The organism is Argonema antarcticum A004/B2 (genome assembly GCF_023333585.1).
Taxonomy (GTDB): Bacteria; Cyanobacteriota; Cyanobacteriia; order Cyanobacteriales; family Aerosakkonemataceae; genus Argonema; species Argonema antarcticum.
In genome coordinates this window covers 119876-145099 of record NZ_JAIQZN010000004.1, presented here as the reverse complement: position 1 = coordinate 145099, position 25224 = coordinate 119876, and the positions used below count along the sequence as shown (strand labels likewise).

At 44.9% G+C, this 25224-nt stretch carries 23 protein-coding genes and 1 pseudogene; 11 read left to right on the top strand and 13 right to left on the bottom strand.

All coding sequences use genetic code 11. From position 1 onward, the window contains the following. Positions 1-263: 263 nt before the first annotated feature. Positions 264-443, top strand: coding sequence for a 30S ribosomal protein S21 (rpsU, locus tag LAY57_RS03110; protein ID WP_249064826.1), 180 nt, complete (start codon positions 264-266; stop codon positions 441-443). A 276-nt stretch (positions 444-719) separates the two neighbouring features. Here the strand turns inward: rpsU and pth are convergent, their stop codons facing one another. From pth to psbH, 3 genes are all read right to left on the bottom strand, one after another. Continuing rightward, positions 720-1367 carry an aminoacyl-tRNA hydrolase gene (gene pth / locus LAY57_RS03105; RefSeq protein WP_249064825.1) on the bottom strand — a complete coding sequence of 216 codons (648 nt, stop codon included), beginning with the start codon at positions 1365-1367 and terminating at the stop codon, positions 720-722. 12 nt (positions 1368-1379) lie between these two features. Continuing rightward, positions 1380-1652, bottom strand: coding sequence for a TatA/E family twin arginine-targeting protein translocase (locus tag LAY57_RS03100; protein WP_338022344.1), 273 nt, complete (start codon positions 1650-1652; stop codon positions 1380-1382). Positions 1653-1767: 115 nt separating this feature from the next. After that, positions 1768-1971 carry a photosystem II reaction center phosphoprotein PsbH gene (psbH, locus tag LAY57_RS03095; RefSeq protein ID WP_249064824.1) on the bottom strand — a complete coding sequence of 68 codons (204 nt, stop codon included), beginning with the start codon at positions 1969-1971 and terminating at the stop codon, positions 1768-1770. 158 nt (positions 1972-2129) lie between these two features. On the opposite strand from psbH, the gene psbN reads away from it, so the two are divergent. The 3 genes from psbN (at position 2130) to LAY57_RS03080 (ending at position 3864) form a co-directional block, all read left to right on the top strand. Next, the gene (gene psbN / locus LAY57_RS03090; protein ID WP_249064823.1) at positions 2130-2261 is read left to right on the top strand and encodes a photosystem II reaction center protein PsbN; all 132 of its coding nucleotides are present in this window, start codon (positions 2130-2132) and stop codon (positions 2259-2261) included. Positions 2262-2550: 289 nt separating this feature from the next. After that, positions 2551-2949 carry a peptidoglycan-binding domain-containing protein gene (locus LAY57_RS03085; RefSeq protein WP_249064822.1) on the top strand — a complete coding sequence of 133 codons (399 nt, stop codon included), beginning with the start codon at positions 2551-2553 and terminating at the stop codon, positions 2947-2949. 417 nt (positions 2950-3366) lie between these two features. Beyond that, positions 3367-3864, top strand: coding sequence for a peptidoglycan-binding domain-containing protein (locus LAY57_RS03080; RefSeq protein ID WP_249064821.1), 498 nt, complete (start codon positions 3367-3369; stop codon positions 3862-3864). Positions 3865-4166: 302 nt separating this feature from the next. Here the strand turns inward: LAY57_RS03080 and LAY57_RS03075 are convergent, their stop codons facing one another. Then, positions 4167-4583 carry a hypothetical protein gene (locus tag LAY57_RS03075; RefSeq protein WP_249064820.1) on the bottom strand — a complete coding sequence of 139 codons (417 nt, stop codon included), beginning with the start codon at positions 4581-4583 and terminating at the stop codon, positions 4167-4169. A 411-nt stretch (positions 4584-4994) separates the two neighbouring features. On the opposite strand from LAY57_RS03075, the gene LAY57_RS03070 reads away from it, so the two are divergent. Next, positions 4995-5261: a hypothetical protein gene (locus tag LAY57_RS03070; RefSeq protein WP_249064819.1), complete on the top strand. Its 267-nt coding sequence runs from the start codon at positions 4995-4997 to the stop codon at positions 5259-5261. Positions 5262-5317: 56 nt separating this feature from the next. Here the strand turns inward: LAY57_RS03070 and LAY57_RS03065 are convergent, their stop codons facing one another. Next, positions 5318-5773, bottom strand: coding sequence for a hypothetical protein (locus LAY57_RS03065; protein ID WP_249064818.1), 456 nt, complete (start codon positions 5771-5773; stop codon positions 5318-5320). 26 nt (positions 5774-5799) lie between these two features. Then, complete coding sequence (locus LAY57_RS03060; protein ID WP_249064817.1) at positions 5800-9156, bottom strand: alpha-mannosidase; 3357 nt, start codon at positions 9154-9156, stop codon at positions 5800-5802. A gap of 843 nt (positions 9157-9999) precedes the next feature. Here LAY57_RS03060 and LAY57_RS03055 point away from each other — a divergent pair. The 3 genes from LAY57_RS03055 to LAY57_RS03045 all read left to right on the top strand — a co-directional run bounded on the left by LAY57_RS03055 (position 10000) and on the right by LAY57_RS03045 (position 13572). After that, positions 10000-10971, top strand: coding sequence for a group II intron reverse transcriptase (locus LAY57_RS03055; RefSeq protein ID WP_338022346.1), 972 nt, complete (start codon positions 10000-10002; stop codon positions 10969-10971). Between the two features lie 114 nt (positions 10972-11085). Further along, positions 11086-13047, top strand: a complete 1962-nt coding sequence (locus LAY57_RS03050; protein ID WP_249064816.1) for a hypothetical protein — start codon at positions 11086-11088, stop codon at positions 13045-13047. 30 nt (positions 13048-13077) lie between these two features. Then, complete coding sequence (locus LAY57_RS03045) at positions 13078-13572, top strand: DUF29 domain-containing protein (RefSeq protein ID WP_249064815.1); 495 nt, start codon at positions 13078-13080, stop codon at positions 13570-13572. 223 nt (positions 13573-13795) lie between these two features. Here LAY57_RS03045 and LAY57_RS03040 read toward each other — a convergent pair whose 3' ends face one another. From LAY57_RS03040 to LAY57_RS03020, 5 genes are all read right to left on the bottom strand, one after another. Continuing rightward, on the bottom strand, positions 13796-16378 hold the full coding sequence (locus LAY57_RS03040) for a DUF3769 domain-containing protein (RefSeq protein WP_249064814.1): 2583 nt from the start codon (positions 16376-16378) through the stop codon (positions 13796-13798). Between the two features lie 117 nt (positions 16379-16495). Next, positions 16496-16612, bottom strand: coding sequence for a photosystem II reaction center protein I (locus tag LAY57_RS03035; RefSeq protein WP_249064813.1), 117 nt, complete (start codon positions 16610-16612; stop codon positions 16496-16498). 199 nt (positions 16613-16811) lie between these two features. Continuing rightward, the gene (locus tag LAY57_RS03030) at positions 16812-18626 is read right to left on the bottom strand and encodes an ADP-ribosylglycohydrolase family protein (RefSeq protein WP_249064812.1); all 1815 of its coding nucleotides are present in this window, start codon (positions 18624-18626) and stop codon (positions 16812-16814) included. Next, complete coding sequence (locus LAY57_RS03025) at positions 18623-19330, bottom strand: DarT ssDNA thymidine ADP-ribosyltransferase family protein (RefSeq protein WP_249064811.1); 708 nt, start codon at positions 19328-19330, stop codon at positions 18623-18625. The genes LAY57_RS03030 and LAY57_RS03025 overlap by 4 nt, the downstream gene beginning before the upstream one ends. After that, positions 19327-20733: a 3'-5' exonuclease gene (locus tag LAY57_RS03020; protein WP_249064810.1), complete on the bottom strand. Its 1407-nt coding sequence runs from the start codon at positions 20731-20733 to the stop codon at positions 19327-19329. Before LAY57_RS03020 ends, LAY57_RS03025 begins: the two co-directional genes overlap by 4 nt. A gap of 179 nt (positions 20734-20912) precedes the next feature. Here LAY57_RS03020 and ybiA point away from each other — a divergent pair, with 179 nt between their 5' ends. Next, positions 20913-21353, top strand: a complete 441-nt coding sequence (gene ybiA / locus LAY57_RS03015; protein WP_249064809.1) for a riboflavin biosynthesis intermediates N-glycosidase — start codon at positions 20913-20915, stop codon at positions 21351-21353. A 79-nt stretch (positions 21354-21432) separates the two neighbouring features. On the opposite strand, the pseudogene LAY57_RS36125 reads toward ybiA, so the two are convergent. Beyond that, a pseudogene (locus LAY57_RS36125) lies at positions 21433-21819 on the bottom strand (sterol desaturase); the annotation flags it as partial. 138 nt (positions 21820-21957) lie between these two features. On the opposite strand from LAY57_RS36125, the gene LAY57_RS03010 reads away from it, so the two are divergent. Both LAY57_RS03010 and LAY57_RS03005 read left to right on the top strand, forming a co-directional pair. Further along, a complete protein-coding gene (locus tag LAY57_RS03010; protein ID WP_249064808.1) occupies positions 21958-22842 on the top strand; it encodes an RsmE family RNA methyltransferase in 885 nt (294 codons plus the stop codon). 47 nt (positions 22843-22889) lie between these two features. Continuing rightward, complete coding sequence (locus LAY57_RS03005; RefSeq protein WP_249064807.1) at positions 22890-23975, top strand: tetratricopeptide repeat protein; 1086 nt, start codon at positions 22890-22892, stop codon at positions 23973-23975. Positions 23976-24062: 87 nt separating this feature from the next. Here LAY57_RS03005 and LAY57_RS03000 read toward each other — a convergent pair whose 3' ends face one another. Then, the gene (locus LAY57_RS03000) at positions 24063-24551 is read right to left on the bottom strand and encodes a hypothetical protein (protein ID WP_249064806.1); all 489 of its coding nucleotides are present in this window, start codon (positions 24549-24551) and stop codon (positions 24063-24065) included. Between the last annotated feature and the right edge of the window lie 673 nt (positions 24552-25224).

Sequence of the window (25224 nt, the reverse complement as noted above, 5' to 3'; positions counted from 1 at the left end):
GCTTCGGCTTTAGTTCTGCGTTCTGAGTATAGCAAAGTGCAAGGGAAATGCTTCGATCCAAAATCTAAACTTGGTACTCAAAGAATTCGATCCTCTGCTGCTCTCCTATAACCTCCGCTTTTGTGACAGAATGTACCAATTTTGACAGAAAAGGGATCAAACGCTAACTTCAAATGCTATATGTGGAAATTGCTCGATAAAACCCATACTGGCGCTAGCATGGTGGGGTAGTTAATTAAGTTTCGTAGATCGGAGTGGTAAGAATGACCCAAGTGCTCTTAGGGGAAAATGAAGGACTCGAATCTGCTTTACGTCGATTCAAACGTCAAGTTTCAAGAGCGGGTATCTTGGCTGATGTCAAGACTCATCGCCACTTTGAAACGCCGTTGGAGAAGCGCAAACGCAAGGCAACGGCGGCTCGACGCAAGAAACGGATGAGATAAGGGTTCGTCGCCTACACAGCTAGACGACCTTATCCTCTACCGCGATGATGTCCCGTTAATCCTAGCGGATCTAGCGGGACATATAGCCAGGGGCTAGGGAAGAGGGAAGAGGGAAGAGGGAAGAGGGAAGAGGGAAGAGGGAAGAGGAAAGAGGGAAGAGGGAAGAGGGAAGAGGGAAGAGGGAAGAGGGAAGAGGGTTACAGAGTAAGGGATGAAGGTAAGAACTAAGAGTTTGAGTTGTCCTAACTGAAGAGAGCGGTTGCTATAAAAGGTTGATTAGTTTTTGCAAGTGTCTCTAGGAGCAACCGTACGGTTATTGTAGAGACTCATAGCTTTCTCAACACCTTGTTTAAGGCTGAGTTCTACCGATTCGACGACGAGTTGGAGTACCTCCGAAATTAGCTGGGTTTCAGCATCGGAAAATCGCCCCAGTACGTGGGAGATGGCGTCTTTATCGTTATTGGCGGGATATTGAGGTTTGCCGATCCCAACTCGCAAACGGGGAAAGTTTTGAGTGCCGAGATGTGCGATCGCAGACTTTATCCCATTATGTCCCCCAGCAGAACCAGCCAGACGCAGACGAATTTTCCCCAACGGCAAATCCATATCATCATAAATCGCCAGCACCGATTCTGGGGGGAGTTTAAACCAATCCGTTGCCTCTAGAATCGCCTGTCCAGAAAGATTCATATAAGTCAAAGGCTTCACAAGCCGGATTTTTTCGCCTGTAGGGCTGCGACCTTCCCCAAACAACGCCTGAAACTTGCGATTTTCCGATAGAGAAATCTGCCAGCAACGCGCCAACGCATCTACAGCCGCAAAGCCAATATTATGTCGCGTTTGGTCGTACTTAGACTCTGGATTCCCCAAACCGACAATCAACTGGGGAATCACCAACGCGGGTGCAGACTCAGCCGACTTCATAGGCTCAATACCTTAACTTTGTTGAGACGGCGTTGCGACACTATTTTCTGAGTTGGCTGTAGCCATCTCCTCAGATTTTGGAGGTGCCGCCGACTTCACTGCTTGCTCCAAATGCTGAGCTTCGCGCTTAAACTCATTTTCAAAATCCCTAGAAGCTTCTTGAAAGCCCCGAATCGTCTTGCCCACACTGCGACCGATTTCGGGCAACTTCTTCGGGCCAAATATCAATAGAGCTAAAACCAAAATCACGGCCATTTCCGGCAGACCAATACCAAAGATGTTCACGGAAATTCCTCCTGTGGTGCCTCAAATAATTTAGCAGCCAATTCCCATTTAAAAAAAAACCCGGTCATGCCGGGAAAGCTGAAAATAAATCTTATGCTCTCTCAAGAGGAGCAGACTAGCTACCGAGGCTTCTCCAGTCTACCTTGAAACTATCAAGGATCAGAGAGGAATTGAAGATCTGCAAAATAATCAACAAAAAGACCAAAAATAGCACCATGAAAACAGCCATTAGCGGCGTAGTGCCCCAACCGGGAGCAACTTTACCATATTCCGAGTTCAGGGGTTTGAGAATATCTCCCAACAATGTCCTTTGTGCCATGTCTCACCTAAAACGAATCTGAATACTATGTGTGTTTTACCACAATACGGCTTAAGCAGAGGCCAATTCACCCCACGGCCTACGTCGAGGGCTTACTTGGCGATTTGTTAATGTTCCGTAATATTATAAATGAACAAGACTCATAATTTAGCATCCTTATGGAACCCGCAACAGTTCTTAGCATTTGCATCGCCGTGGCTCTAATCGCTATTACTGGCTTCTCGATTTATACGGCTTTCGGGCCTCCCTCTAAGGAATTGAACGATCCGTTTGACGATCACGAAGATTGAGGGAGTGGGGGAGTGGGGGAGTGGGGGAGTGGGGGAGTGGGGGAGCGGGATTTTGCAGATCTTCCCCTCTCTTCCCCTCTCTTCCCCTAGCCTCTCTTCCCCTAGCCCCTAGCCCCTATTCCCTATTTTCTAGTTATCTTAGTGTCATTCGGCTAAGGTATAAACTTTTGTAAAAAAAGATTAAAACACCCGGAGCGGGCTCTTAAGCACAGGAAATTACGCAGAGGATGCACCAATTCTAAACAGTGCATCTCCGAGTGATTAAGTACCCAAAAATCAAAAAAATCTCATGGAAACCCTAGCTTATCTCCATTGCGCTTCGGCTTACGAGGAATCATCCTCCATTGAATCGGTCAAGACTGAGACTAAATATCGACTATTTGAGGGACTGAACTGGAAAAAGTTCTCCAGCCGAGCGTGCCTTTTCTTACTACCCCTTGTCGTTGGCTTAAGTAGCTTCTCTGTCCCAGCTGAGGCGTATGCACGAAACCTGAGTTACGGAAAGCGAGGCCATGATGTGGTACGTCTGCAACGAAATCTGAAATACTATGGCTTCTTCCCTTACCGGGTACGTGCAACGGGGTATTTCGGTTCCATTACCAAACGCTCTGTGAAGAAAATACAACGCGCCTGCGGAGTCAGGGTTGATGGTATAGTTGGCCCCCAAACTAGAAGAGTATGTCTGTAATTCCCACAACTGCATCTGTCCGTAAACCTCACTCTGGGGTTGAGTAGGAGTTGAGTTAAATTTCGTTATTCGCACCCGCCGTAGAAGGCGGGTTTTTTTAGGTGTTATAGCAACCGATGAAAGTCAGTTAGGACATTCTTGATTCCTGAAATTTTTGATTGCCTCTTCTTCCCCTAGCCCCTAGCCCTTAGCTATAGCAATGTGACGAAGCAAAATTTGGCTCTTTACCCAGATGGCATCTTTCTAAGGAAAGATTGTTTATTTTACAGCTAGTTTAACTAATAAACTTTTATTAAAAAATATGAATAAACCTGCAAAACCTCCCTAGAAGGCAGAAATTGCGCTTAGAATTCAGTCGTTATTCTCAAAAAAAGAGTAGCCCTGGTAAGAAACCCACAACAAGGAAACAAATTGGCTATGGAAACACTGGCATATATCCACTGTGCTTCTGCTTATGAGGAATCGCCGCTCATTGAGTCGGTTCCAAGCGAAGGTGACGCTCCTGTATTCGACGGAGTGAACTGGAAAAAGTTCTCGACGCAAGCATGGTTTTACTTACTGCCTTTTGCCATTGCTTTGGGCGTCTTGGGTATCTCCGATCAAGCCCAGGCAGCATTGGGGTATCGCGACCAAGGCTATAAAGTCTTTAAATTGCAAAATAAGCTAAAACGCTTGGGCTACTTCCCTCGGTACGTGCGCTCAACTGGTTATTTTGGTTCGATCACTGCAAATGCGGTGATCCGATTCCAACGTCACAAGGGACTGTACCAGGATGCGATCGTTGGCCCTCGGACTAAGCGGGCCCTAAAATACAAGCATCATCGGCGTTATGCACGCCATTGGGCACATCGTGTTGTCTATCGTCCCTGTTACAAAGTTGTGAAAGTTTGTTACCGCTGTTATTATCGCGCCTAATATCATTAGCGGAACAGGGTCAACAACCCACCACTAAATCGGATTACCGATTCTAGTGGTGGCAACCTAAGAGCTACGTATTGTTCAACAACTATAAAAAACGCCGTAGAAGGTGTTGGAGCCAAACCAATACAAAAAGTTCTCTACGGTTGTTTTTTACCCCCGCTTGCAAAAGCGGGGTTTCGTTTTTGTTACAAAAATAAAACGAAAACCCATCCCCTAACCCTCTGAGCTAACGGATAGGGTTAGGGTGGGGTTCTAAAAGGTCTATTGTTTGCTAACTAAAGCAAAGGACGTTGAAGTTATATAACACCTTGTCCTTTGGGACGGGAATCGTCTTCCACGCTCAGTTTTCCTTGCTCGTCTTGCTTCAAATTGCTGATTTTGTCAGCCCGATCGGCAGCAAGCGCTGCTTCTTTTTCCCTTAAGTCACCGGGTTCGTTGATGTACATTTCTGGTTCGATCGCATAATTATTCAGAAGACCTTCTTTGTCTACTGTGTAGCCATCTGTGGTGCGAATGCTTTCGTCATCTGTTTGAGTGTTTGTTTCTGCGTCTTCTTCGCGCTCTAATGTGGGAACGCTTTTGAAGTTATTCCCTTCTCGCTCTTGGCGTGCTGCGGTTTCAGCAGGGACGATGTGTGGGTCGTAGTTATTTTCTGCAACTCTGTCAGATGTATCGGTAGCAGATTGTATATTTTTCTTTGTTTCCTTATCCATGATTAAATCCTCTAAAAACTGTTATACCTCAGAATAAACTTATGTAAACTTAAGGCGTAACTGTCTTTGGTCTGAGGTTGGGATCGCGCTAGTCTCTGCCTTTTGGCTCTCACAGAACTGTCGGAGGGGTTATTACGCGATCGCAGTTGTTTTTAGACTATCTAACTAGCCTTTTTACTTTCTTCGGGCCAGAAGATTATCTATGATTCTTTTTCCCTGGAGCCCCTCTGCTGCTTCATACATATTCTTTGAGCGGGACAGGAGTACAAGATCTTATAGCTATTACAAAACTAATTTGCTTTTGGTTTAGGATATGATAATAGTATCTCTATATTAGTGCATCTATCCAAGGTAGTAAGGCTTGTTAGATTGTGCTACCATTGCCAATAAATTTTCCCTGGAGGTCAATCAATGGCTACCCTTCATTTACAAGATGTACCAGAAGACTTGTATGTCCGACTCGAACAGTTAGCTAAATCCCAGCACCGTACAATTAGCGCTCAAGTCATCAGCTTGTTAGAGAGTACTTTACCACCGCAGACGCCGCAAAGTCAAAGCGAGACACCTAAGTCTGTAACAGAAATATTGGCAGAAATCAACCGCCGTCGCGAACAGCTTCCTACTGATGTTGAATGGCCTGATAGCACAGCTTTGATTAGAGAGGATCGCGACAGATGACTACCCCTCTCCGTTGCGTAGTGGATACCAGTGTAAGCACCATTACTCTGATAATATCACGAACGGCTACATTGTCTGACCGCTTGGTTTGCAGTCATGCCTTGGCGTAGGCGACTGCGAGTGTCGTACATAGTATTTCTCATACATTTACTTATCTGTTGACTGGAAATTATATTTGTAGCTCTTTGACAAACCGTAGCAGCAGCGGTGGCGCTCATCCCATCTCTGATTGCACCGCTGGAATTGTACATGGTATCTTTCAAACAGTCGCCTATAGCTAAGCTTTGTTCTGGGGTTGTGGCGTTTTGACAAGCTACTAGCGCTGCGCTTTCAGTTATCTCCGATCGGCGGCGATTCGCAGAGTACATAATCCTGCTCATACAGTGTATTTTGAATTCGCCTGAAGTTTGTGCTTTCCCTGGCGGTGGTATAAGAAAGTTCATCGTTGCCAAGGCAGATGCGATCGCAATCCAAGGAATGATTTTTGCTTCATGTCTGCCTTGAATTTTCATAGATGTCTTGATGTTACCCGTGCAAATTACTTCATCATACCATATTTGGTTATAATTTCCTTGTTTATTTCCGACATAACCTTGAAACTGACAATTTTCCAAGGCGAAATCCTCAAGGTTTGACCATCAGGTGATAGTTCTGGAGTTTCAACAGGTTGCTCTAATAAATTAACAGACTCCACAATTTCCAATCCCACATCGCTCTCCAACTTCAACTCTGCTTCTTTCCCGTGGCATTCATAACATCGCAAAATCCATTGATTTGGGTTATCTTCCGATTGTTTAAACGCCATCAAAATTAAATTTGCATCTGATAAATCTAACAATCGACCGACAGGTGGTAGGTACGAATCTATATTTTCCCTCATTGCTGGAAGCAATATCGGTTGCAAAGGTAAATTTAATTCATATCCGCGTCGAACTGTGCCTGCGGATCGCCAACTGCCTTGGTGAGGATAAAGGGCATAAGTAAATTCGTGACAACCTCGATCGGCTTCTGGGTTTGGCCAACTAGGACTCCGTAAAAGCGTTAAACGCAATTGATTTGGCTGGCTGTCATAACCATATTTACAATCATTCAGCAAACTCACGCCGTAAATTGGCAATTGGTTAGATTCTGCCTCATTTTCTATTTGAGTCAAATCTGCCCAGCGCAAAGCACTCACTTCCCATTTTGCTTTTTCTCTTGGTTCTTCGGATATCGTTTGGCGTTGAATTACACCGCAGGGAATTTCGTAGGTGACATAATCTGCTGTCAAGTTAAGCGGAAAAGCGGCTTTTACCAATACGTGACTTTCTTGCCAATTTACGGTTGTGACGATTTTTATAAGAGGCGATCGCATATCCAGCACATAATCTTGACAAAACTCAGATTCATTCAACTTTCTGATTACCCGCAGACGCTGCTGCACCTTTCCCCTTTCTATCCACTCAATTGATTTCAGCACAGTTGGAGGTAATGGGTGTTGTGCGTAGTTGGGGTCAATATTCCAAGCATCCCAATATTGACCGCTATCTTGAAATGCTTGTAGTTGATTTCCACCAGCTTCGTTGAGAATTTCCTTATTATTCACTTTATCAAAAAGCGTGGATAAATTACCAGTCTCAGGGGCAACTCTTACCTGCAATAATTCATTCTCTAAAACCCAATCTTTTTCGTTTAAACTATCTTTTTGGACAAAATCGCGATTTTGTACTAATATAGATATGTTAGATTTGCTTATTTCTGTGCTTTCAGGCAAAATACTATCTGTTACCAACGCAGGATTAAGCTTTTCAGCCTTTTGAGGATGTAGCCAGAAGAGGCGATAACCGACTGAGGGAACATCAGTTGCGACAAATAGCAACGTTTTGCCGTCAGACTGGGATGGTAATGGTTGTCCTGTCAAGTCGTAAACTTGCCAGTGCAGCTGTGTTGGGAGGGGGACGGCGACGACTTGCGATCGGTCCCAGTTGAGGGAATTAAAGACGACGAGAGGTAAGGCGTCTGGATGTGGCGGTGGGGGGAGGGCGATTTGGGAAGCGATCGCACTCAACGCCCTATCCCATATCTTTTCACCAACTTCCTCTACTTCCTGCCATGCTCGATTCGCCTCCACAAAAACTGACCGAATCGATGTTCCCGGAAGTATATCATGGAATTGATTAAAAAGCACCTTCTTCCAGGCATCTTCCAATTCAGTTTTGGGATAATCTATCCCCGCAGTTATAGTTGCCAAAGCAGAAAACAATTCGGCTTGGTATAACAATCCTTCGCAGCGGCGATTCCAACGTTTTTGATCGGCGTGACTGGTGTAGCAACCGCGATGGAATTCTAGATACAGTTCGTCATTCCAAACGGGAATATTCCTTTTTTCTTTATCCGTTTCATCCTTCTCCGCAGACGGGGATGGAAAAAGTGGGGAATTCTGACTACTTTCATTCTTCTCCGCAGACGGGGATGGAAAGAGGGGGGGGTTCTTCCTGACCAATGACAGATAATTCTCAGCCGTCGTAAACTCCAGTTTTGGGAAAAAAGGAGATTTTTCCCAACGTTTAGCTACCTCCAACATATCGCGAGTCGGGCCGCCGCCATGATCGCCAACACCGGGTAACCAAAGAGAATTTGGCAAACCAGTTTTGATTTCCCAATCAACCGCATATTTCCCCATTTTAATTGGATCGATACTTTCACCAATCAAGGCAGACATGAGGCTGAATATCTGCGTGCCATCCGGTGCCTGCCACCAGAAAATGCCGTAAGGAAATTTAGTAGTATCGTTCCATTCCAACTTCTGGGTAACAAAATATTCAATCCCGCCTTGTTTAAGAAATTGAGGCAAAGTCGCGCAGAAACCAAAACTATCCGGTAACCAAGCAACTTTACTCAATTGATTAAACTTCGCTTGAACGTAGCGCTGACCGTAGAGGATTTGTCGTGCGATCGACTCACCGGCAATTAAATTTAAATCCGGTTCCACCCACATTCCGCCGACAACTTCCCAACGTCCGCAGTTAACTTGTTTTTGGATATCAGCAAATAAGTCTGGGCGATGTTCTTCGATCCAGGCATATAAAGCTGGAGTAGAATGACAGAATATTAATTCGGGAAAATCTTCTTGTAATTGTAAAGCCGATTCAAAGGTACGTTGGGCAGCTATCCAAGTTTCGTTCACCGGCCATAGCCAAGCCATATCTAAATGAGCATGACCCAACAAAGAGATTTGGGATTTGGGATTTGGGATTTTAGATTTGAGGGTTTGGCGGAGGGAAAAGAGGGAATTATCGAATTCTCTAACATCTGGCAATGCTGACCAGTTAATATCGGCAACAGCCATATCCAGAAAATCTACATTTTCTGGTTGAAAAGTTTCTATATAACGTTGCAATACGGATAACTCATCGGCGACAAAACCTGGTTCGATTCGGTTGTTATCGCTAGATTCGTAAAGGCAGAGCGATCGCATCAACGCCCCATTATCGTGACCGGGACTAACCAAGCGCAAAGCCACTAAAATTTCTTCGCCTGGAGTTACAGACGAACTGAGAACTACCCGTGTAAAATAATCAAATAAATCGCCAGACTGCACCAACTTACGGTTGACAAAAATTTGAGCGTCTTCAGCCCACCAAGTTAATGCCAGTCGCAATGTCAATCCTTCTAAAGGATATCCTTGCAAGTCTTGTGGAACTACAATTTTTTGTGCCAACCATAATACTTGTTGTCCGCGTTCCCAAGCAATATGTCCTTTGACATTTAGCTGAACAACCGGCAATTCCGAATATCGATTCTTATTGGTTTTGGAGTCAACAGCACTAAATCGCCAATTTGACAGCACATCGACCTGCGTTAGCTGGCGCAGTTTTTCAATTGATAAATCGATCGCTTTATCTTTTGCTGTCATTTGGCGTAAAATATGGCTGGATTTTCCTGCTGATCGCAGGCAAGACAGTGGGGCTACGGCGCGGGAGTGAGAATCAAAATGTCGTCCATAACCTTAAGTGACGCTCAAAGTTGCTTTTATAAGTGTACAATAAAAAAGCTGGTGCGATTCGTTGAGATTTGGGCCAAACCCAAACCCAAAAGGTGAAAGTGACCTGTCAAATCTCGTATATGACCAAAAGCAAGGATAATACCCACTTGAGGACTATACAACTCGTTATTCATGGAGGTGTAAGCCCTCCACTGGTGAAGTGTCCAGTCAAAGCATCTCCCTTACCCTCAGTCAAGAGGCAACCATAGCTGGGCGAAAAGTCAGAAACTGAGTGAACCTGACACTCATGACTGGCGAGCAAGTTGTCAAGAGTACGCAAGGAAGTTACGTCTGAATCACCGTGATTATTAATGGGCAACGCAGGGGTCAATAGCCCAAGCCAAAAGGCAAGGATAAAGGATTAACCACTCGGCTAAGGATTAATCACACTTCCAAAAGAAACCCGGTGAAAAGTAACACTCTAAAACAACAACCAATGGATAACGGGAACGAAGTAAAGCGTTAGTAAGCTCCTATAATTCGATTTATAGGTAGGAAACTCTGACAAAGCAACCAATGCCCTAACGTGAAAGATTGTTCAAGAAGCAAAAGCCTAGCTGTAATGGCTACGGATACGCTGACGTGAACACTGAGTATTGGATGATATAAGAGCAAAAAGATGCCACAGGTTAAAACTATAGTCACTTCAGTTAGTGGGGTTGGTTTCCAGCAATCGCCCATTAATGTGGCTAAAGTAGCCTGGAAACAGCTTAACTGGAAGAAAATCGAAAAAGCTATATACATCCCAAACTGGTTAGATACGCAGACGACTTTGTAATCCTACATCCTCAAAAGGAAGTCATCGAAGCACTCAAACAGGTCATAGAAATATGGGCAAAAAATGAGATTGGTTTGGAACTCAATGAATCAAAAACCAAGATTAGAACTACCTCAGAGGGTTTCAACTTCTTAGGCAACAACATACGCCAATACAAAGTAGGCAAATATAGAGCCGCCAAGAACTGCAAAGAAAATCTAGGACATAACCCCCTTATCAAGCCCACAAAAGAGAAGGTTATAAAGCATCTTGAAAAGATTGGAAAAGCAATCAAGAAACATCAAAACAGCCATCAAGCTGTTCTAATTAAGGAATTAAATCCAATAATTAGGGGTTGGTGCAATTATTACTCACCAGTCAGTGCCAAGGAAACGTTCTCAAGTTGCGACTACCAAGTGTGGTTAAAACTAAGAAGCTGGGCTAGAAAAAAAGGAAAAGGTAGCATCAACAAAGACAAATACTGGAGAAATGGGTGGAATTTTGAAACTGAAGATGGTTTTAAATTAGCCAAACATTCTGATACACCCATCATTAGGCATATCAAAGTGCAAGACAGTAGAAGTCCCTTTGATGGCGATTGGACTTATTGGGGTCAACGCCTTAGTGAGTACAATGACTTAACATCCAGGAAACAAAAGTTGCTTAAGAGACAAAAAGGCAAGTGTTCTCACTGTGGTTTATACTTTCACCCGGATGATTTAACCGAAATTGACCACAGAAAACCTAGAGTCGAGGGCGGTATGGACACATACGATAATCTAGACTTACTTCACAAACATTGTCACGATGAGAAAACAGCTACTGATATTGAGAGACAGAATCTCGAAGGAATTCCCAGTAAGAAGACCAACAAGAAGAAGTCACAGGATAAAAAAGTAGTTGCAGGTGTCAATCACAATGACCAATAATCAGAGGAGCCGGATGAGGTGAAAGTCTCACGTCCGGTTCTGAATGGGAGGTAGGGGTAGAAATGCCCCTATCGACCCCTAATTAGATTTGACGCAGCCTTTTTCCATAAGATTATGCCTTCTTCCGCCGGTCGCTATCGCAGCAGATTATTGAATTTCTTGTCCCGGCAGTCCCGCCGCTTGATAGACAAGGGCGATCTAGCATTCAGACATATTCGAGTTGGTACTACATGGGCAGCTCAGATACTACTTTACCCCGTGTATCTCGCATTTCAAGCGGGTAGATTGGCTGGAAAGCAACTACACCAAGCGTTACAGCAAAATAATTCGGCATTTTCAAATCTTCCCCCTTCTGACACGCCAATTCAGCGAGTGCTGGAAACGGTTAAGGGCGAAGCATTCCTTAACTTATCTTTGGGTTCGACAAAAAAATTATCCTCGGAATGGTTCGATCCTTCAATACCCGTGGATTTATCTGCGGACGAGGTAGCCGTAGATGGGAATACGGAACAAAATCTGGCAATTCAGGGAATTGCTTCGCGACTTGAGACGCGAACTTTGGTACTGGTTACCGCTGACAATGAAATTCTGGACATTTTGACTACCCAACAGCAGCAAGAAGTCTTCAAGCAAATTAGGTTTGAAATACCTAGCTACTTGCATGACCAGTTGGTAGCTCAAAATGCTAAAACAAAAGTTATCAATCAACTTTCACTTTTAGAAGACCGCCCAAATCTTTTAGCACCACTTCGCTTGTTCCGAAAACTGATGACTTGGGTGCAAACCGGACCTGTCGCCACTCTCGTCAATCTGTTTGAAGAAGAAACCTTACTTGTAAATCTGGAAACTAGAACTCAGCAGTTAAAACTAAAAGGTCAGGAATTAAAAGTCAAGAGTCAGGAGTTACAACTTAGGATTGAAGAGTCTGCGATCGCATCGGCAAAACATCCAGCACATGAGGCGATATACCAAGAAAACAATGAAAATGTCGAGGTAACGCCTACTCTTGTCCAGTCATCAGCAGAAATTGCTGTTCCATCTTTCATTTATAGCCTCGATCGCAGGATTGCCGAACTGGAATCTGGTAATCTAGCAGTGGTAACAGAAGTAACTGCATCTGTGGCGCATCGCAGTCAGGAATTCCTGCAATTGGTAAAAACTCGCTTGATTGATTCTCATCTGACGGTCAGCGATGTGCAAAATGTTGATATCGATGATTTTCAAGCGCGTCAGTTCAAAATTAAAGCTTTAATTAAGGCAGCGGTTGATTACTTTTTTGGGGCCGATCGGGCCGTAAAATTACCTGACCAAACAACACTAAATCTTACTTCTTCAGAAGAACAACCTGTAACTCCACTAATTATCGGTTCTGATGGCGAACAGTCAAGGAAGCGATTCCCATTTAACTGGACTAAATTCTTATCCGATCTGTGGTTGGAAACGCAGACGATCGGACCCGATTCCCAAACTAAACAAACCAGTGAAGAACCCTGGCTAACGCCAAACGATCTCTTTGGCGATTCTGTAACCAAGACATCCCAAAACTTACGCCAACTGCCTACCCCTGCTTCTCTCCCAATGTCTGAAGAAACGAACATTGGTGCTGGCAATAATATTCCGAACCGAATCAATCGGGGTCTGAAACCTAAGCAACCAATTGTGAGACAATCTGAATCTCATCCTTCTCAATCTCGATCTAAAAAAGGAGAGAGGCTTGGAAATAATTTAAATTCAGATGCGGGAGTTCGCCCAAATAATAGCCGTACTGTTAATAGTAACACTTCCCATTCCAAAAGTCAATTATCCCAACAAAATGCTGTCAAATCTGCGCGGGAGAAAAGGGCCGATCGGGTTTCGGATGCAATGCCAGTTCCAACCGCGAAGACTAACAGAGGCGGACGCAAATCTTACGATCCTTCCGCAGATTGGATAGAAATTAAAGCCAAGCCAGCAGGATATGTAAAGCACCCATTAGAGCTAATATTAGAATGGCTCGATACGGCTATGTTGTGGCTGGAAGAAGTAATAGTGAAAGTAGGGAAAACATTGCAGCAGATTTTAACAGGTAGAAAGTAAATTTATTAATATTGAGGTTAGAAAATCTAGATGTACGTACCGAAAACTAACCCAGTCACAGCCAAACCTGCACCAAGCCTCTACGAAACAGATTTCTATGGTTGGACGCAAGCACAAGCCGCCTTACTACGCGATCGTCAGTGGAACGAGCTTGACCTGGTAAATTTGATAGAGGAGATTGAATGTTTGGGCAAACAACAACGCCAAGAACTGCGAAATCGTTTGAGTTTGCTAATCGGACATTTACTGAAATGGGAGTATCAATCACAACGCCGTAGCCGCAGTTGGCTAGCCACGATTCGCGTGCAGCGCCGAGATACATTACGACTGCTAAAAGATAACCCAAGCCTAAAGTCTTATTTGGAAGATGCTCTGTTAGAATCATATCAAAATAGCAGAGATTTAGCAATGGGAGAAACTGACTTGCCAAAGCAAACCTTTCCGCTCAATTGTCCCTACAACTTAATGGAGATTCTAGACGATTGTTTTTATCCTGGAGAACCTAGTGAGTTAGTAAGCGAATAGGAGTTATAGCTAGGGACTTTCTTGCTAGGGGCGAGCGTTGAGGGAAGAGGGAAAAAGCTTGACGAAGTAAGGGATTATGGACTTCATGTAACAGTTGGAGTTGCCTTAATCGCCCTAAAGTTGCTATATTTAGCAATTTTGGGTTTTGGGATTTGGGATCGATCTTCCACTCCACTTAAGTGGACTTTAGCTATTAGCCGTGGACTTGAGTCCACGGCTACTACTAATAATCTTGGATCACACCAAAATCGACAAAGCGCACTCCAGAACCACCGAAAGGTTCCCCGCCATTATTCCAATTGAAATCGCTCACGCGAAACAGTATGGCACCCAGCTGCAATTCTGGGTTGTAGCGCAAAGTAATCCCGTAAGTGCGGCGACTGTATTCCAAAAAATAATCGGTGCTGATACTTTTATTGGTATCCAAATTAATCGCTGTTTGAAAACCAATTCTAACCGGGCCATAAAGTTGCTGAGTGACACCAAAAGAAAAGACTCGCTCATCAACAACGCGATCGAAAAAGAAAGGCGACTCACCATTTCTAAACACCCGCGTGAAGCGGACATTAAAGCCAGTGTAGTCCAGAAAAGGCCGGGAAAAATGACCGAATTGTCCAACAAGCGAAAGAGTGCCAGTGAAAGTGTTTTGGGTTTCCCCGTTGGTGTATAAACTGGTAGTACCGCTGACGCTGGGAATTAAGGAAATAAAAGGAACCACTGCAACCGGCGTGTATCGCAAACCCTGTGAAGGTGTAGCCGGTAAAGCTTGTCCTCGCCACAGACTGATACCGCGACTGACAGAAACGCTAGTCTGGAAACGACCTAAGTCAGTGCGGTTGTTTGTCCGCACGGGTGCAAGCAATGCCACGCGATCGGTATCGGCATTGATATACTGAGCCCCAACCTGATAGGTAAGGATGGCACCCGTTTTCCCCAAAGGAAACACGGGGGAAGTCAGCACACCGCCTAGAGATTGTTGCACGGTTTGATATCCCAGAGAGCCGTTGAAAAGCTGATCGCGGTAACTATATTCCAGCGTTAGTCTGTGGGGGTTCCTGGTGTCGCCGATTACTTGAACCAACCTTGTACTGGCCCGTATTTTCTCTGCAATTTCTTCTGAACCGAAGTTGTTGACAACCGCAGCTGCCCCAATTAAGGTACGCGGGCCAACGGTGGCGCTGAACCTTGCTCTGATACCGAAGAGTTCGGGGGGGTTGCCAAAACCTTCAGATATTGCCCGTTGAAGAAAAAACTGCGGCGTGAGTGAAAATCTAATTCGATCGCTTCTGTATACCTCAAAATTCCGATAGATGAAGACGCCACCCCGTTCTCGCGCATCATAGCCAAATTGGACGATCGGCGGTTCGCGTTCGGTGCGATCGAACACATAGCGCGATCGCGGAATTGGCAGTGCCAAACCTTGATCGAAAACCAAACGAGGGCGAGTCAGGGCTACCTCATCCCGCAAGGGTGACACCCGCGTTACGATCGCTTGGTCAGCCCGTATTTCCAGTTCCGGCGGCGAAAACGGGTCATTGGTAAACCGAACATTTCTGGCTCTTAAGCCTCTAGGATAAAAGTCAATATTCTCAGCTTCAAAGCGTACTCGCTGGATTAATCCACCCCTTTGCGCCGACGGTAAACCGCTACCCGGTCTGGTGCCGCCGAACACCAAGTTTAGCCCACCAGTATTGGTGACTTGTTGTGCTTGACCTGCCAGGAGGCGATCGCTCAAAGGTCGTTCTGCTACAACGGGAGGAACTACCCCCGTGTTTGGTAAATTAAAAGCTAAATCGGTGCCGGTGCTTGGTAAAAAGATCTCCCCAGTGCCGTTCCTAATGTTGCCGCTATCTTGGACAAAGTTATACACGATCCGCTGACCGCGCAGTTCCTGCTGACCGCGCCGGAACGCCGCAGTGCCTTCAGCAACCGCCACTCGATTGACCAAATTTCCCTGGACGCGATCGCCAGTCAGCACCCCTCCCTGATAGCGCATCTCCACATTGCCCACACCCGTGAAGATTTGCCGCACGGTATCGTACTCCAGACGGTCTGCAAACAGTTCTACCACCCCCACCGTCGGGGGAATGTTTACAGGTGTCCCTGTAGTTGGCGACTGCGGTCTATTTTGAGATGTCCTATTTTGAGATGGTCGCCTTTGGTTTTGGCGTCTGTTTCGCAGAGTGCCGATCGTGCGGCCAATATGCTCTGCCGGTAAGATTTCCTGTTCTGGCGTAGGTGAAGGTTCCAGTTCTTCAAGAAAATCGGTGGGTCTATCTCTTGACGTTTGCGTCAGTTTGGTATCCCGCAAAGTAAAGTAGGAAATTCCCACATCTTCAGATTTCCCAGATCCCAATATTTCATCAACAGCAGCAAAAGCAGACACCGAGTTTACTTCGGCTATCTGTTTTCCCTCGTTCCCAGGCATTGCCAAAGAACTCCATTCCACTTCGGAAACGATATTGCTAGTAGTAGCCTGGGATGGTACTACCACATTCAAAGGCGAACCCAACATAGCAGCGCTTTTTCCTGCACTGATTCGATCGGGCAAAGATTCTGTTTCTGGCAGCGGGGGCGTCGCCAGTATTGTTGCTGCGATGTTTTCATGGGCAGCAGGTGACAAGACTAAGTTGTCAGTTGTCAGTTCTTTGGACTCCTGACTGCTGAGTGCCAACGGCTTGTCAGTTGTCAGTAGTGGGTTGTCAGTTGTCGGTTCTTGGGAACTGATTGCTGACTCCTGAGTGCTGACTGCTGACAATTGGCGAATTATCGCGGGCGGTTCGGACGGCGGAACTGCGTAGGGCATTTTCTAAGACTATGAAGCGGATTAACAGCCCAGACGCATTTTTTCCGCGTTTGAGGCTGTGCGGGCGAGGAATGCCTCGCCCAGACGGCCTTAAGGCATATTTTTTCCAGTCGCAGTCTATTCCATATCGCGCTGTTTGGGGTTCCGGGCGGGGTCGTTAGACAAGAATCCGAAGACGAATAAGCTAACGAAGAACAGGACAACGACATAGACAACGACTTTGAGGGTATCCATACTGGTATCTCCGAAGGTGTGAACAGCTGAAGGTATCTTTCATGCAGACAAGACAGCTTTATATGATACCGAATTATGGCTCCATTTTTAGCGTGGGTAGCTTGGATCTGAGGATACTAAGCGTGAAGCAGGGAGGACAGGGGCAGAGGGGCAGAGGGGCAGAGGGGCTGGGGAGCAGCAATTTTCGATCAATTCTCGATTAAAAGTCCACCTCAAAGATTTCAACAGCGTTCCCATCAGGATCTAGACAGGTAAAGAAGCGCCTGCCGCGCCTTTCAGAAATCGGTTTTAAAATTTTAGAGCCAAACTGACGCACATTATTGTGAGCTTCGTCTAATGATTCAAGTTCAATGTAGATAGTTGTACTCGTGTTGGGAATCAAATTTGGCGATGAGTACATATGGTTTTTTTGGTAATCTGATGGCACTAATACAATGCAATCACATCTCACTATGGCCTTTGATTCCTTTTCTACTTTTAGCCCTAAAACTTTTTCATAAAAAAAACGTGCTTTGGTCATGTTGCGAACTGGTAACTTCACTGCGCTGTTAACAACCTTGACTGGTTGCAACTCAATTTCATGCAAATTATTATCTGTTGCAATATTAGACGTTTCAGTCTTAATATATGCGTCATTTTTTGTTCGTGATACTTTTTTTATATACAAAGACTGACCATCAGCAGTAGTTAGTTTCCTGGAAACCGCTACTGTGGATTTAGCTGAAGAATGATGATTTTGAGTTGCAGATATCTGCGCCTCTCTTCCATCTGGAATCAGGACAGTATCACAATCTTTCGATATCTCAATTTTTTCCAGTAATGAATCAAGATGCGGTTTTGTAGTCTTGATATTATCTGCTTGTTTAGTTTTACAAGTGCCTTGATTTTTTGCTAAATGTTCTGCCAAGCCTCTAATGTAGGTAGCATCTTGAACTTGTTCCGCATAGTTTCCTAACCATTCAATTCCCGCTATAGCCCCAAGAATTCCACCTGTCATTGAAGCAATGGTATCAGTGTCAGCGCCGTGAGCAAATCCTGCTTCTAAAAGACCATGTAAGGGATCTGCTGCATAGCGTGATGCCAGAAATATCGAAGCAGCAGCGCTTACTGTTCCAGCACCCTTAATATTTTTATCAAAGCATCCCATTTTAGTAAGAACTTCCCGCTCCACTGAAAGCGCACCCTGCTTCATTGCCTCCTGACACTGCTTAAGAAGCTGCAACATTTCCTCGACTGTCACTTGCCAATGCTTTTTATACTGTCCTGCATTTAATTCTCTAGCTGAAAGTTTCCAAGTCGGGCAGATATCATCTAAATCCGGTATCACTGACCAACAATTAACTCCTGACAGCACTTGCTCAATAATTGCACCGTATTGAAGAGTACCTGTTTCTCGGAATGCTACCCAAACTGCAAAACCGTAAGCAAGCGCTCCAACTAAAGCTCTAGGATGACCGTGGGTACAGACACCATTAGCAATAATATTTTTAGCAATCTTTTCAAAATTGCTTTCTGTGGCACCTAACAGACAGTGGGGCAGAATACGCATTGCCACACCATTACCGCCAGCATCAAAGTATTGCTTTTTGTTCTTAGGAGAAGACCAAGGCTCTATTCCATTTAGCCATTCCTTTGCTGCACGTTTTGTAGCCCCACCACCGCCTCTTTCGTAACAAGTCCAGGTCGGTAACTCCCGCTGAGTTAGGTGATGAAACCACTGTTGACCGTAAAGCAGGCTTCGAGCAGTACTTAGAATCAATTGAGTATCGTCACTATATTCCCCTGCAAGGATTACCTCCTCATGTGGGTAATATTGACCCCCTGATTTCCTTACCCATTGTTGGAATCCATTGCTTAAATATTCTGCGGTCGAACCAGTCTTCTTATCAACTCTCTTCGCTTCCGGTTCCTGGGGCCATCCTAGTGCATCACCAACAGCCGCTCCAAGAAATGCGCCTTGGCCTTTTGTTATCAGCGAAACCCTATTAATTTTGTTACTATCTTCATTGTTCATGGTTCATCCCTCGGTGTCCAAGGTGTTTCTTTGGGTCGCTTACCTGCGCGAATCAATTTGCTTAAAGTATGCTTCTCAAATATGTCTGGTGCTATTAATAAATTGTAGCTATCTTCCGGTACGCCCAGAATGTGAAGGCGTGTTGCTTCTCTTTTTGCCTGCGTTTCAGTTGGCACGGCGATCGCTAAAATGTCATTCATTCCTATTTGATCTGGTATTAGCACCTCAGCTTGGTTATCCGTTGGACAACAACTTAAATGAGCAAATAAACGAGTAAAAGTTTTCCCATAAGCTCCTGTAATGGACGGAGCAAACATTGCCAAGAATGCCTCCTCACCCTCTCCGATGCTCCTACCGTAAGCCGAAGCAGCATTTCGCGGACAGAAACGAGTACCAGACAACCATAGGTACTCAGGGTTGATGAATAGAACAACCCATTCCTTGAATAATATGTCTTTAGATTTTGCCTTATCAAAGTACCATAAGTTGGGATATTCAATCGAACAACAGATGTAATTTTCATGCCTATCTAAGCGTTCTACATCTGTTTGTGTAAAAACACTTCGCTCATTTAATTCTAACTTTTTTGTTGCCAAAATTCCGGTTGTTCCCGTTAAAATGTGAACCAAATTGCGGGAGGGTGTAAAGTGACATATCCGGGTTATTTTACGACGTTCAACTTCACGCTGAATTGCAGGAATCATCGGCTCAAGCTCTCATAAAGAATCGAATCGGTTGGTAGAAGGCAGGTAATTTCTCCGCTATAAGTTACGATGAGGCGTATTTTAGCGCGTGTAACACCAACATACAACAACCGTCCATCTTGGATAGTTGCATCTTTTTGACCGAAGGCTGCTACTGCTTCTGGGTGTGGTAATCGTTTATTGTTGCAAAATGGCAGCATTACCGTATCAAACTCAAGACCCTTTGCAGAATGATAAGTGCCATATCGGATACCAGGCCCAGCTTGCCAAGTAGTCATCTCTCGATGCAGACGAATACTTTCCTTTGGTAGATGTGGTTTGATAAGCTTTTCATCTTGTCGATCGCGAAAAAGAATTGCCACACTCTGCGACCTTGCTAGTCTGACAGCTTGTAAAATGATAAACTTGATTTCCTCCTCCATAGACGAACACTTAACTACAGTTGGCAAAGGGCCGTCAGCCGGTGGCGAAATTGGTTCTACGAGATCGGGAACACCTTTAAAGTATGGCATCTGTGAAATAGCCAGTCCAAGTTTGGCAATTTGCTTGGTATTCCTATAATTCTCTTTAAACTCCCAAACCTTATCAATATTTAGTCCTGCCGATCGCCAGGACATACGATGTCCATATATCTGTTGTGCCACATCTCCAAAAAATGTTAGCGAACCATTTGGAGGAATAGCTTTAGCTAGGGAACGGATCATTTCTGGCGAAAAGTCTTGCCCCTCATCAATTACAATATGCCTATAAAGGCGTGGCGAGTTATCATTATCAAATTCTCTACAAACAGCAGTAGAAATATCGTCCCAGTCGTACTTGTACCCCTCTGATTCCCGTAAAGATCGATACATCTGGTAGATTTCAAACACTAGCTCCCTATGTCCACGATCTATACGGGCATCAGCACGCCCTACACGCTCAACTTCTTTATATGCTTCATAGGTTGTAATCCCATGTTGTGCCATCCAGCCGAGTTCTGCTGAAAACAGATCTATAGAATGGTCTAGAAGAGGATGAGATTTGTAACGTCTTGAAATCCTGTTTACAGATTGCTCAATCAATGCCTCACGGCGATCGGGATCGCTGAGAATTTGATTACGATGATTACGAGACATTTGATTACGAACCGCAAGATAGCCCCTAGCAAAGGTGTGGTAGTTTTCGATAGAAACATCGTCAAGACGGCGGTCTTTGAGGTGTCTTAGGTACGTAACCAGTGCCCGATTGAATGTTACTAATAGCGTCTTGCCGTGATGGTCGGTCGTTGGCTCAGCAAGATAAGCCGATCGTAAAATGGCAAGTGTTGTCTTACCACTACCCGCAGTTCCCAAGACAGCAAAATGTCCCTGTGCTGGCAAGCAGAGTACCTCTTTTTGGCGACCTATTGGCTTGGCTAAACTCATTATCTTTTGATAAGCTGCTGTTCATTCCCAATATACCGCTAAAAAATCTGCCTAACCTTTGTTGACAATTACGGCATTTGAGTGTAAAATTTATAGTCTATCTGCCATGCCCTGAGTTAGGATTGAGAGCAGGTTAAAAACGACTCAGGCCAGTGTTTTCTCATTAGAAAGGCGATGGTATGGCTATTTACTTTTACAGCACTCGCGAAGAATACGGCTGTTTCTCCAACTTTTCAGCCCACGGCTTTGAGTTGGATGGCGTTTATTGGCCCACCAGCGAACACTATTTTCAAGCACAAAAATTTGTCGGAACACCGCACGTAGAGCAAATTCGCCAGGTGAAAACGCCAAAAGATGCAGCGACAATGGGACGCGATCGCACTCGTCCCCTCCGTCCCGATTGGAATGATGTAAAAGATGATATCATGCGGCAAGCAGTGCTGCGAAAATTCGAGACTCATGCCGACATCCGCGAAGTGCTAGTCTCCACAGGCGATGAACCCATAGTCGAAAATTCACCGATCGATTACTACTGGGGTTGCGGGGCTGATGGCAGTGGCAAAAATATGCTGGGACAGGTTTTAATGGAGACAAGGGAGATCCTGCGCGATCGCACTTAACCAACTCCCAAACCAGTAAACTTTTTTCTCTTAAGTAACCCAAAAATCTCAACCATTTTTGCGCGGGTTTATCGTAAAATGTAAAAATATCTCCATAAGCAACATTTGCATTCTTGTGATGAAGCCAATGCCGCTCAGGAGTTGTGATATACAAAAAATTGCAGAGGCGTTCAATAATCTTAGATCTCTTATCTTCAGTTATAGGAATATGCCTCCACAAAACATGGAGTTCAGCTACCAAAAGTCCCATAATAGTTCCACCAGGAGATATCTGCCAAAGCCAGGGTAAAAAAATTAAATAAGGAAGTACACCCAGAAATCCATGAATCAGAACTAGCGGATTCCTGGTTATTACAGCATAATAAATGAAGCTGCGATGCTTCTGACCGTGATGAACTAAGGTATGAAATTTACCAAAAATATGCTCAGGAACATGATAAAGAAATGTGGAGATAAAATCTCCCATTAGCAGCAAAAATAACGCTGATAAAACAGCTTTAAGAACTTCCAAGACTAATCCCTCACAACCAATAGATAGGTTAGTATATGAAAGTTAATATTTGTTTATTTTAAGATTAAATTTTGATAGCTCTGGAGATATAGATTGACTCAGTTGCAACGGTTGGCGATCGCACCCTCCCAACTCCAAGATCGGCAAATTTCCCTAACTGCGCCGCAACAGCACTACCTCAGTCGAGTGTTGCGGTTGGAAACAGGCGATCGCTTTATTGCCATGAACGGACAAGGACAATGGTGGTTGGCTAAACTACAAGGAGAGCAAGCGGAAATCTTAGAGCCGATTTCTGTCCAAACTGAGTTACCAGTAGCCGTCACCCTCATGGTAGCCTTGCCGAAAGGAAACGGATTTGACGATGTTGTCCGTCAGGTTACAGAACTGGGGGTAACTTGTATAATACCGACAATAAGCGATCGCACCCTGCTCAAACCCAGCCCCCAAAAACTAGAACGCTGGCGGCGGATTGTCACTGAAGCAGCCGAACAATCAGAACGCCAAATTGTGCCAACAATTCTCGATCCCGTTTCTTACAACACAGCTTTAGCATTTTGTCAAGAATCAAACAGTGCTGTAGAGGAGAATTCCCCAGTCCCCACTTCCCAATATATCTGCGTTGCGCGTGGCGACTATCCCCATTTACTCGATTGCCTAATCCACACTCCCCACTCAGCACTCCCTACTCAGCACTCAGCACTCAGCACTCAGCACTCCCCACTCCCCACTCCCCACTCCCCACTCAGCACTCAGCACTCAGCACTCCCCACTCCCCACTCAGCACTAACAGCACTAACGATCGCCACCGGGCCAGAGGGAGGATGGACAGATGCAGAGATAGAAAAAGCTTGCGCCGCCTCTTTCCAACCAGTTTCTCTCGGTCGCCGCATCCTTACAGCCGTACTTGCACCGATTGTCGCCCTGTCCCTGGTAGCAGGAACCTCAGAAATGGGAACAATAATGAAGAAAGAAGGGTAAAGCGTAAATCAGCAAACAACCCACCTTTTTATATACTTTTTTAAGCCATGATCGATCGAGTCGCAGCAGCGTTTGAGAGCAAAGATTATCGAGAAGCAGCCCGCTTACTCAAACAACTGGTCAAAGAATCGCCCGAAAACCCTTGGGTGCAATTTTACATCGCACGCCTGCACGAAGTAACTGGCAAATCAGAAGCGGCAGAAAAAACTTATCGCCAGCTGCTGTGTAGCACAACGATCGCCAAGATTATGGCTGGATCTCGCCAAGGATTGCAGCGTCTGGAAAAAAATGAAAAACAACGACGCCAAGAAGCGATCGTCCAAGCTAAAACCGACCCCAACAATACTCAATTAGGCGTCTTAATTTTAGAACCGATCGACAGCGAAGCCAAAACCCAAGCCGCCAAAAGTTTTGCCCGGATTATGAACCTCGATCCATACAAAGCGCGGCTACTACTACCGAGTCGAGGTTGGCGGCTATATCGTACAGGTGCGATCGGAGAACTGCGACTTTACGCTCAAGAATTGCTCAGTGCAAAAATACCCAACTTTTGTGCAACACTAGCTGATATTCAAAAAATCAACATTTTTCGCGTCAGCCATTTCCAGTCACTCTCTCCCCAACCCACTGTCGTTTGCTACAACGACAAAAATCAGATGGGTTCCTTTGGCTTTCAATGGAGCGAAGTACGCCAAGTTATCCAAGCACGGTTACCAATCTTTGAAGAAGTCGTCGATCACGACTTTCTCAAGAGATTGGAACGCAAAGTACAAACCCAAGACTACTCCCAATTTTGCGACCTGCACCTACCCAGCAGGCGTTCCATTTTGCGAATTTACGATAGCGCCTACGAGTTCCAGCAGGGGATTGATTTTTCCGCTCAAGAGGATATGCCTACTAACAGAAGAAACTGGAACCGCTTAATCGAGTTCCTCAATTCTCAACTGCCTCACGCCAAACTCTTGTCTGATTTCACCCAGTTTGCCGAGACAGCGCTCGATCGAACAGAACTTTTAGACCGTCTTCCATCCCACATCGAGCTGTTGAGGAGGGCTGACTCCCACTGGGACCCAGCCTTCCAATTGTATAGCGGTCTAGTCTTCCTCAGATATTTTCCCTCAAGCCCTACCTAGTGCCGAAGAGCGGAAGTCAAAAGTCACTCATTCAAAAGTCAAAAATCCTTTGAGTTTCAGGCATTTAACTACTTATGAACTGGGGGGTTATTTCTGCCGCGCTGCACTAGAGGTTTTCACCTGACGAGCCATATCCAGGAACGAGTTCATATTAGCACCCGGACGTCGGCGACCGTTTGTGTTTGAGACAATAGACAAATCATTGGCAGCAAATGTCGGTTTTGCCTGGGGTTCTTTTTTTCCGTTAGCACTGGCTGCGGGTGCAGCTGCTTTTGCTGGTTCCGGCTTTGGCGCTGATTCCACTTTAGCAGGTGCAGCTGTAGCTACTGCGGCTGGAGTTTTAGCCGGTTCTGGCTTTGGCGCTGGCTCTGACTCTGTTTTCACTGCCTTGGCGGCAGCAGGTTTACTCCCATTATCTGTCTTAGGGACTTGCGATTCATCCAATTCTAGGTAGTATCCACCCTTACGAGTTTTTAGAGCGTTTGATTTGTCTTGCTTCTTGGATTTCCCGAAGCTAAAAATGCCACCAAAAAAGCCTAATATTCCGCCAAAAAAGTTTTTGATAAAACCAAACATTGCCAATACTCCTGAAAATTAGCGAGTGGACTAAAAGAAGTGAGTCTTTTAATTGAACGCACCCTAACTAAATCAAATATTATAGTTAGGTATTTTTTCGCTAATAAATTTAGCGTTACCGGAAAAACTGGCGTTCTCAGCGTGTCTTGGGAATTTTTGCCCTCGAACACTCCCGTGAAACAAAAACTTGTGCGTCGTGCCAACTTAATGCTGTACTGAGAAAGATTGTATCGAAAACAAGGATGCTAAGCAATTATATTGGTTTCGCTAACTGTACCCAAACTTGCGTTATGGGTAGGGTTAAGAACATAGCTCAACATTTCTGTTCAAATTTGATTATGAACTTTTATGAGAATCATTGCAAGATTTATTGACATTGCTTAATAAATCTTTACTATTTATGGTAAGGTGCCGATCGGGGACAAGGAGGACTCTTTCTGCCAACCAACTACATAAGCTGCTACGCATTTAATTTGTATGTTTAGCGGGAGTGGGAGAGTGGGGGAGTGGGGGAGTGGGAGAGGAATTGAAGGTTTGATTGCCGGATTAGAAATATCCGAATTAGATGCGTGTTAGCTTATCACCGCACCCAATTCAAAATCCTTTCATCCAAAAATCCAAAGCCCCAGCTTTTAATCGTGTTAAAATTATGGTATTGTGCATAATTCCGACC

Coding starts and splice junctions, on each gene's coding strand:
- LAY57_RS03060 (WP_249064817.1), bottom strand. CDS start 9,156: ATGACAGCAAAAGATAAAGCGATCGATTTATCAATTGAAAAACTGCGC.
- LAY57_RS03080 (WP_249064821.1), top strand. CDS start 3,367: ATGGAAACACTGGCATATATCCACTGTGCTTCTGCTTATGAGGAATCG.
- LAY57_RS03040 (WP_249064814.1), bottom strand. CDS start 16,378: ATGCCCTACGCAGTTCCGCCGTCCGAACCGCCCGCGATAATTCGCCAA.
- LAY57_RS03005 (WP_249064807.1), top strand. CDS start 22,890: ATGATCGATCGAGTCGCAGCAGCGTTTGAGAGCAAAGATTATCGAGAA.
- LAY57_RS03050 (WP_249064816.1), top strand. CDS start 11,086: ATGCCTTCTTCCGCCGGTCGCTATCGCAGCAGATTATTGAATTTCTTG.
- psbN (WP_249064823.1), top strand. CDS start 2,130: ATGGAACCCGCAACAGTTCTTAGCATTTGCATCGCCGTGGCTCTAATC.
- LAY57_RS03085 (WP_249064822.1), top strand. CDS start 2,551: ATGGAAACCCTAGCTTATCTCCATTGCGCTTCGGCTTACGAGGAATCA.
- pth (WP_249064825.1), bottom strand. CDS start 1,367: ATGAAGTCGGCTGAGTCTGCACCCGCGTTGGTGATTCCCCAGTTGATT.
- LAY57_RS03070 (WP_249064819.1), top strand. CDS start 4,995: ATGGCTACCCTTCATTTACAAGATGTACCAGAAGACTTGTATGTCCGA.
- LAY57_RS03000 (WP_249064806.1), bottom strand. CDS start 24,551: ATGTTTGGTTTTATCAAAAACTTTTTTGGCGGAATATTAGGCTTTTTT.
- ybiA (WP_249064809.1), top strand. CDS start 20,913: ATGGCTATTTACTTTTACAGCACTCGCGAAGAATACGGCTGTTTCTCC.
- LAY57_RS03045 (WP_249064815.1), top strand. CDS start 13,078: ATGTACGTACCGAAAACTAACCCAGTCACAGCCAAACCTGCACCAAGC.
- LAY57_RS03025 (WP_249064811.1), bottom strand. CDS start 19,330: ATGATTCCTGCAATTCAGCGTGAAGTTGAACGTCGTAAAATAACCCGG.
- LAY57_RS03020 (WP_249064810.1), bottom strand. CDS start 20,733: ATGAGTTTAGCCAAGCCAATAGGTCGCCAAAAAGAGGTACTCTGCTTG.
- LAY57_RS03035 (WP_249064813.1), bottom strand. CDS start 16,612: ATGGATACCCTCAAAGTCGTTGTCTATGTCGTTGTCCTGTTCTTCGTT.
- rpsU (WP_249064826.1), top strand. CDS start 264: ATGACCCAAGTGCTCTTAGGGGAAAATGAAGGACTCGAATCTGCTTTA.
- LAY57_RS03030 (WP_249064812.1), bottom strand. CDS start 18,626: ATGAACAATGAAGATAGTAACAAAATTAATAGGGTTTCGCTGATAACA.
- LAY57_RS03065 (WP_249064818.1), bottom strand. CDS start 5,773: ATGAAAATTCAAGGCAGACATGAAGCAAAAATCATTCCTTGGATTGCG.
- LAY57_RS03075 (WP_249064820.1), bottom strand. CDS start 4,583: ATGGATAAGGAAACAAAGAAAAATATACAATCTGCTACCGATACATCT.
- psbH (WP_249064824.1), bottom strand. CDS start 1,971: ATGGCACAAAGGACATTGTTGGGAGATATTCTCAAACCCCTGAACTCG.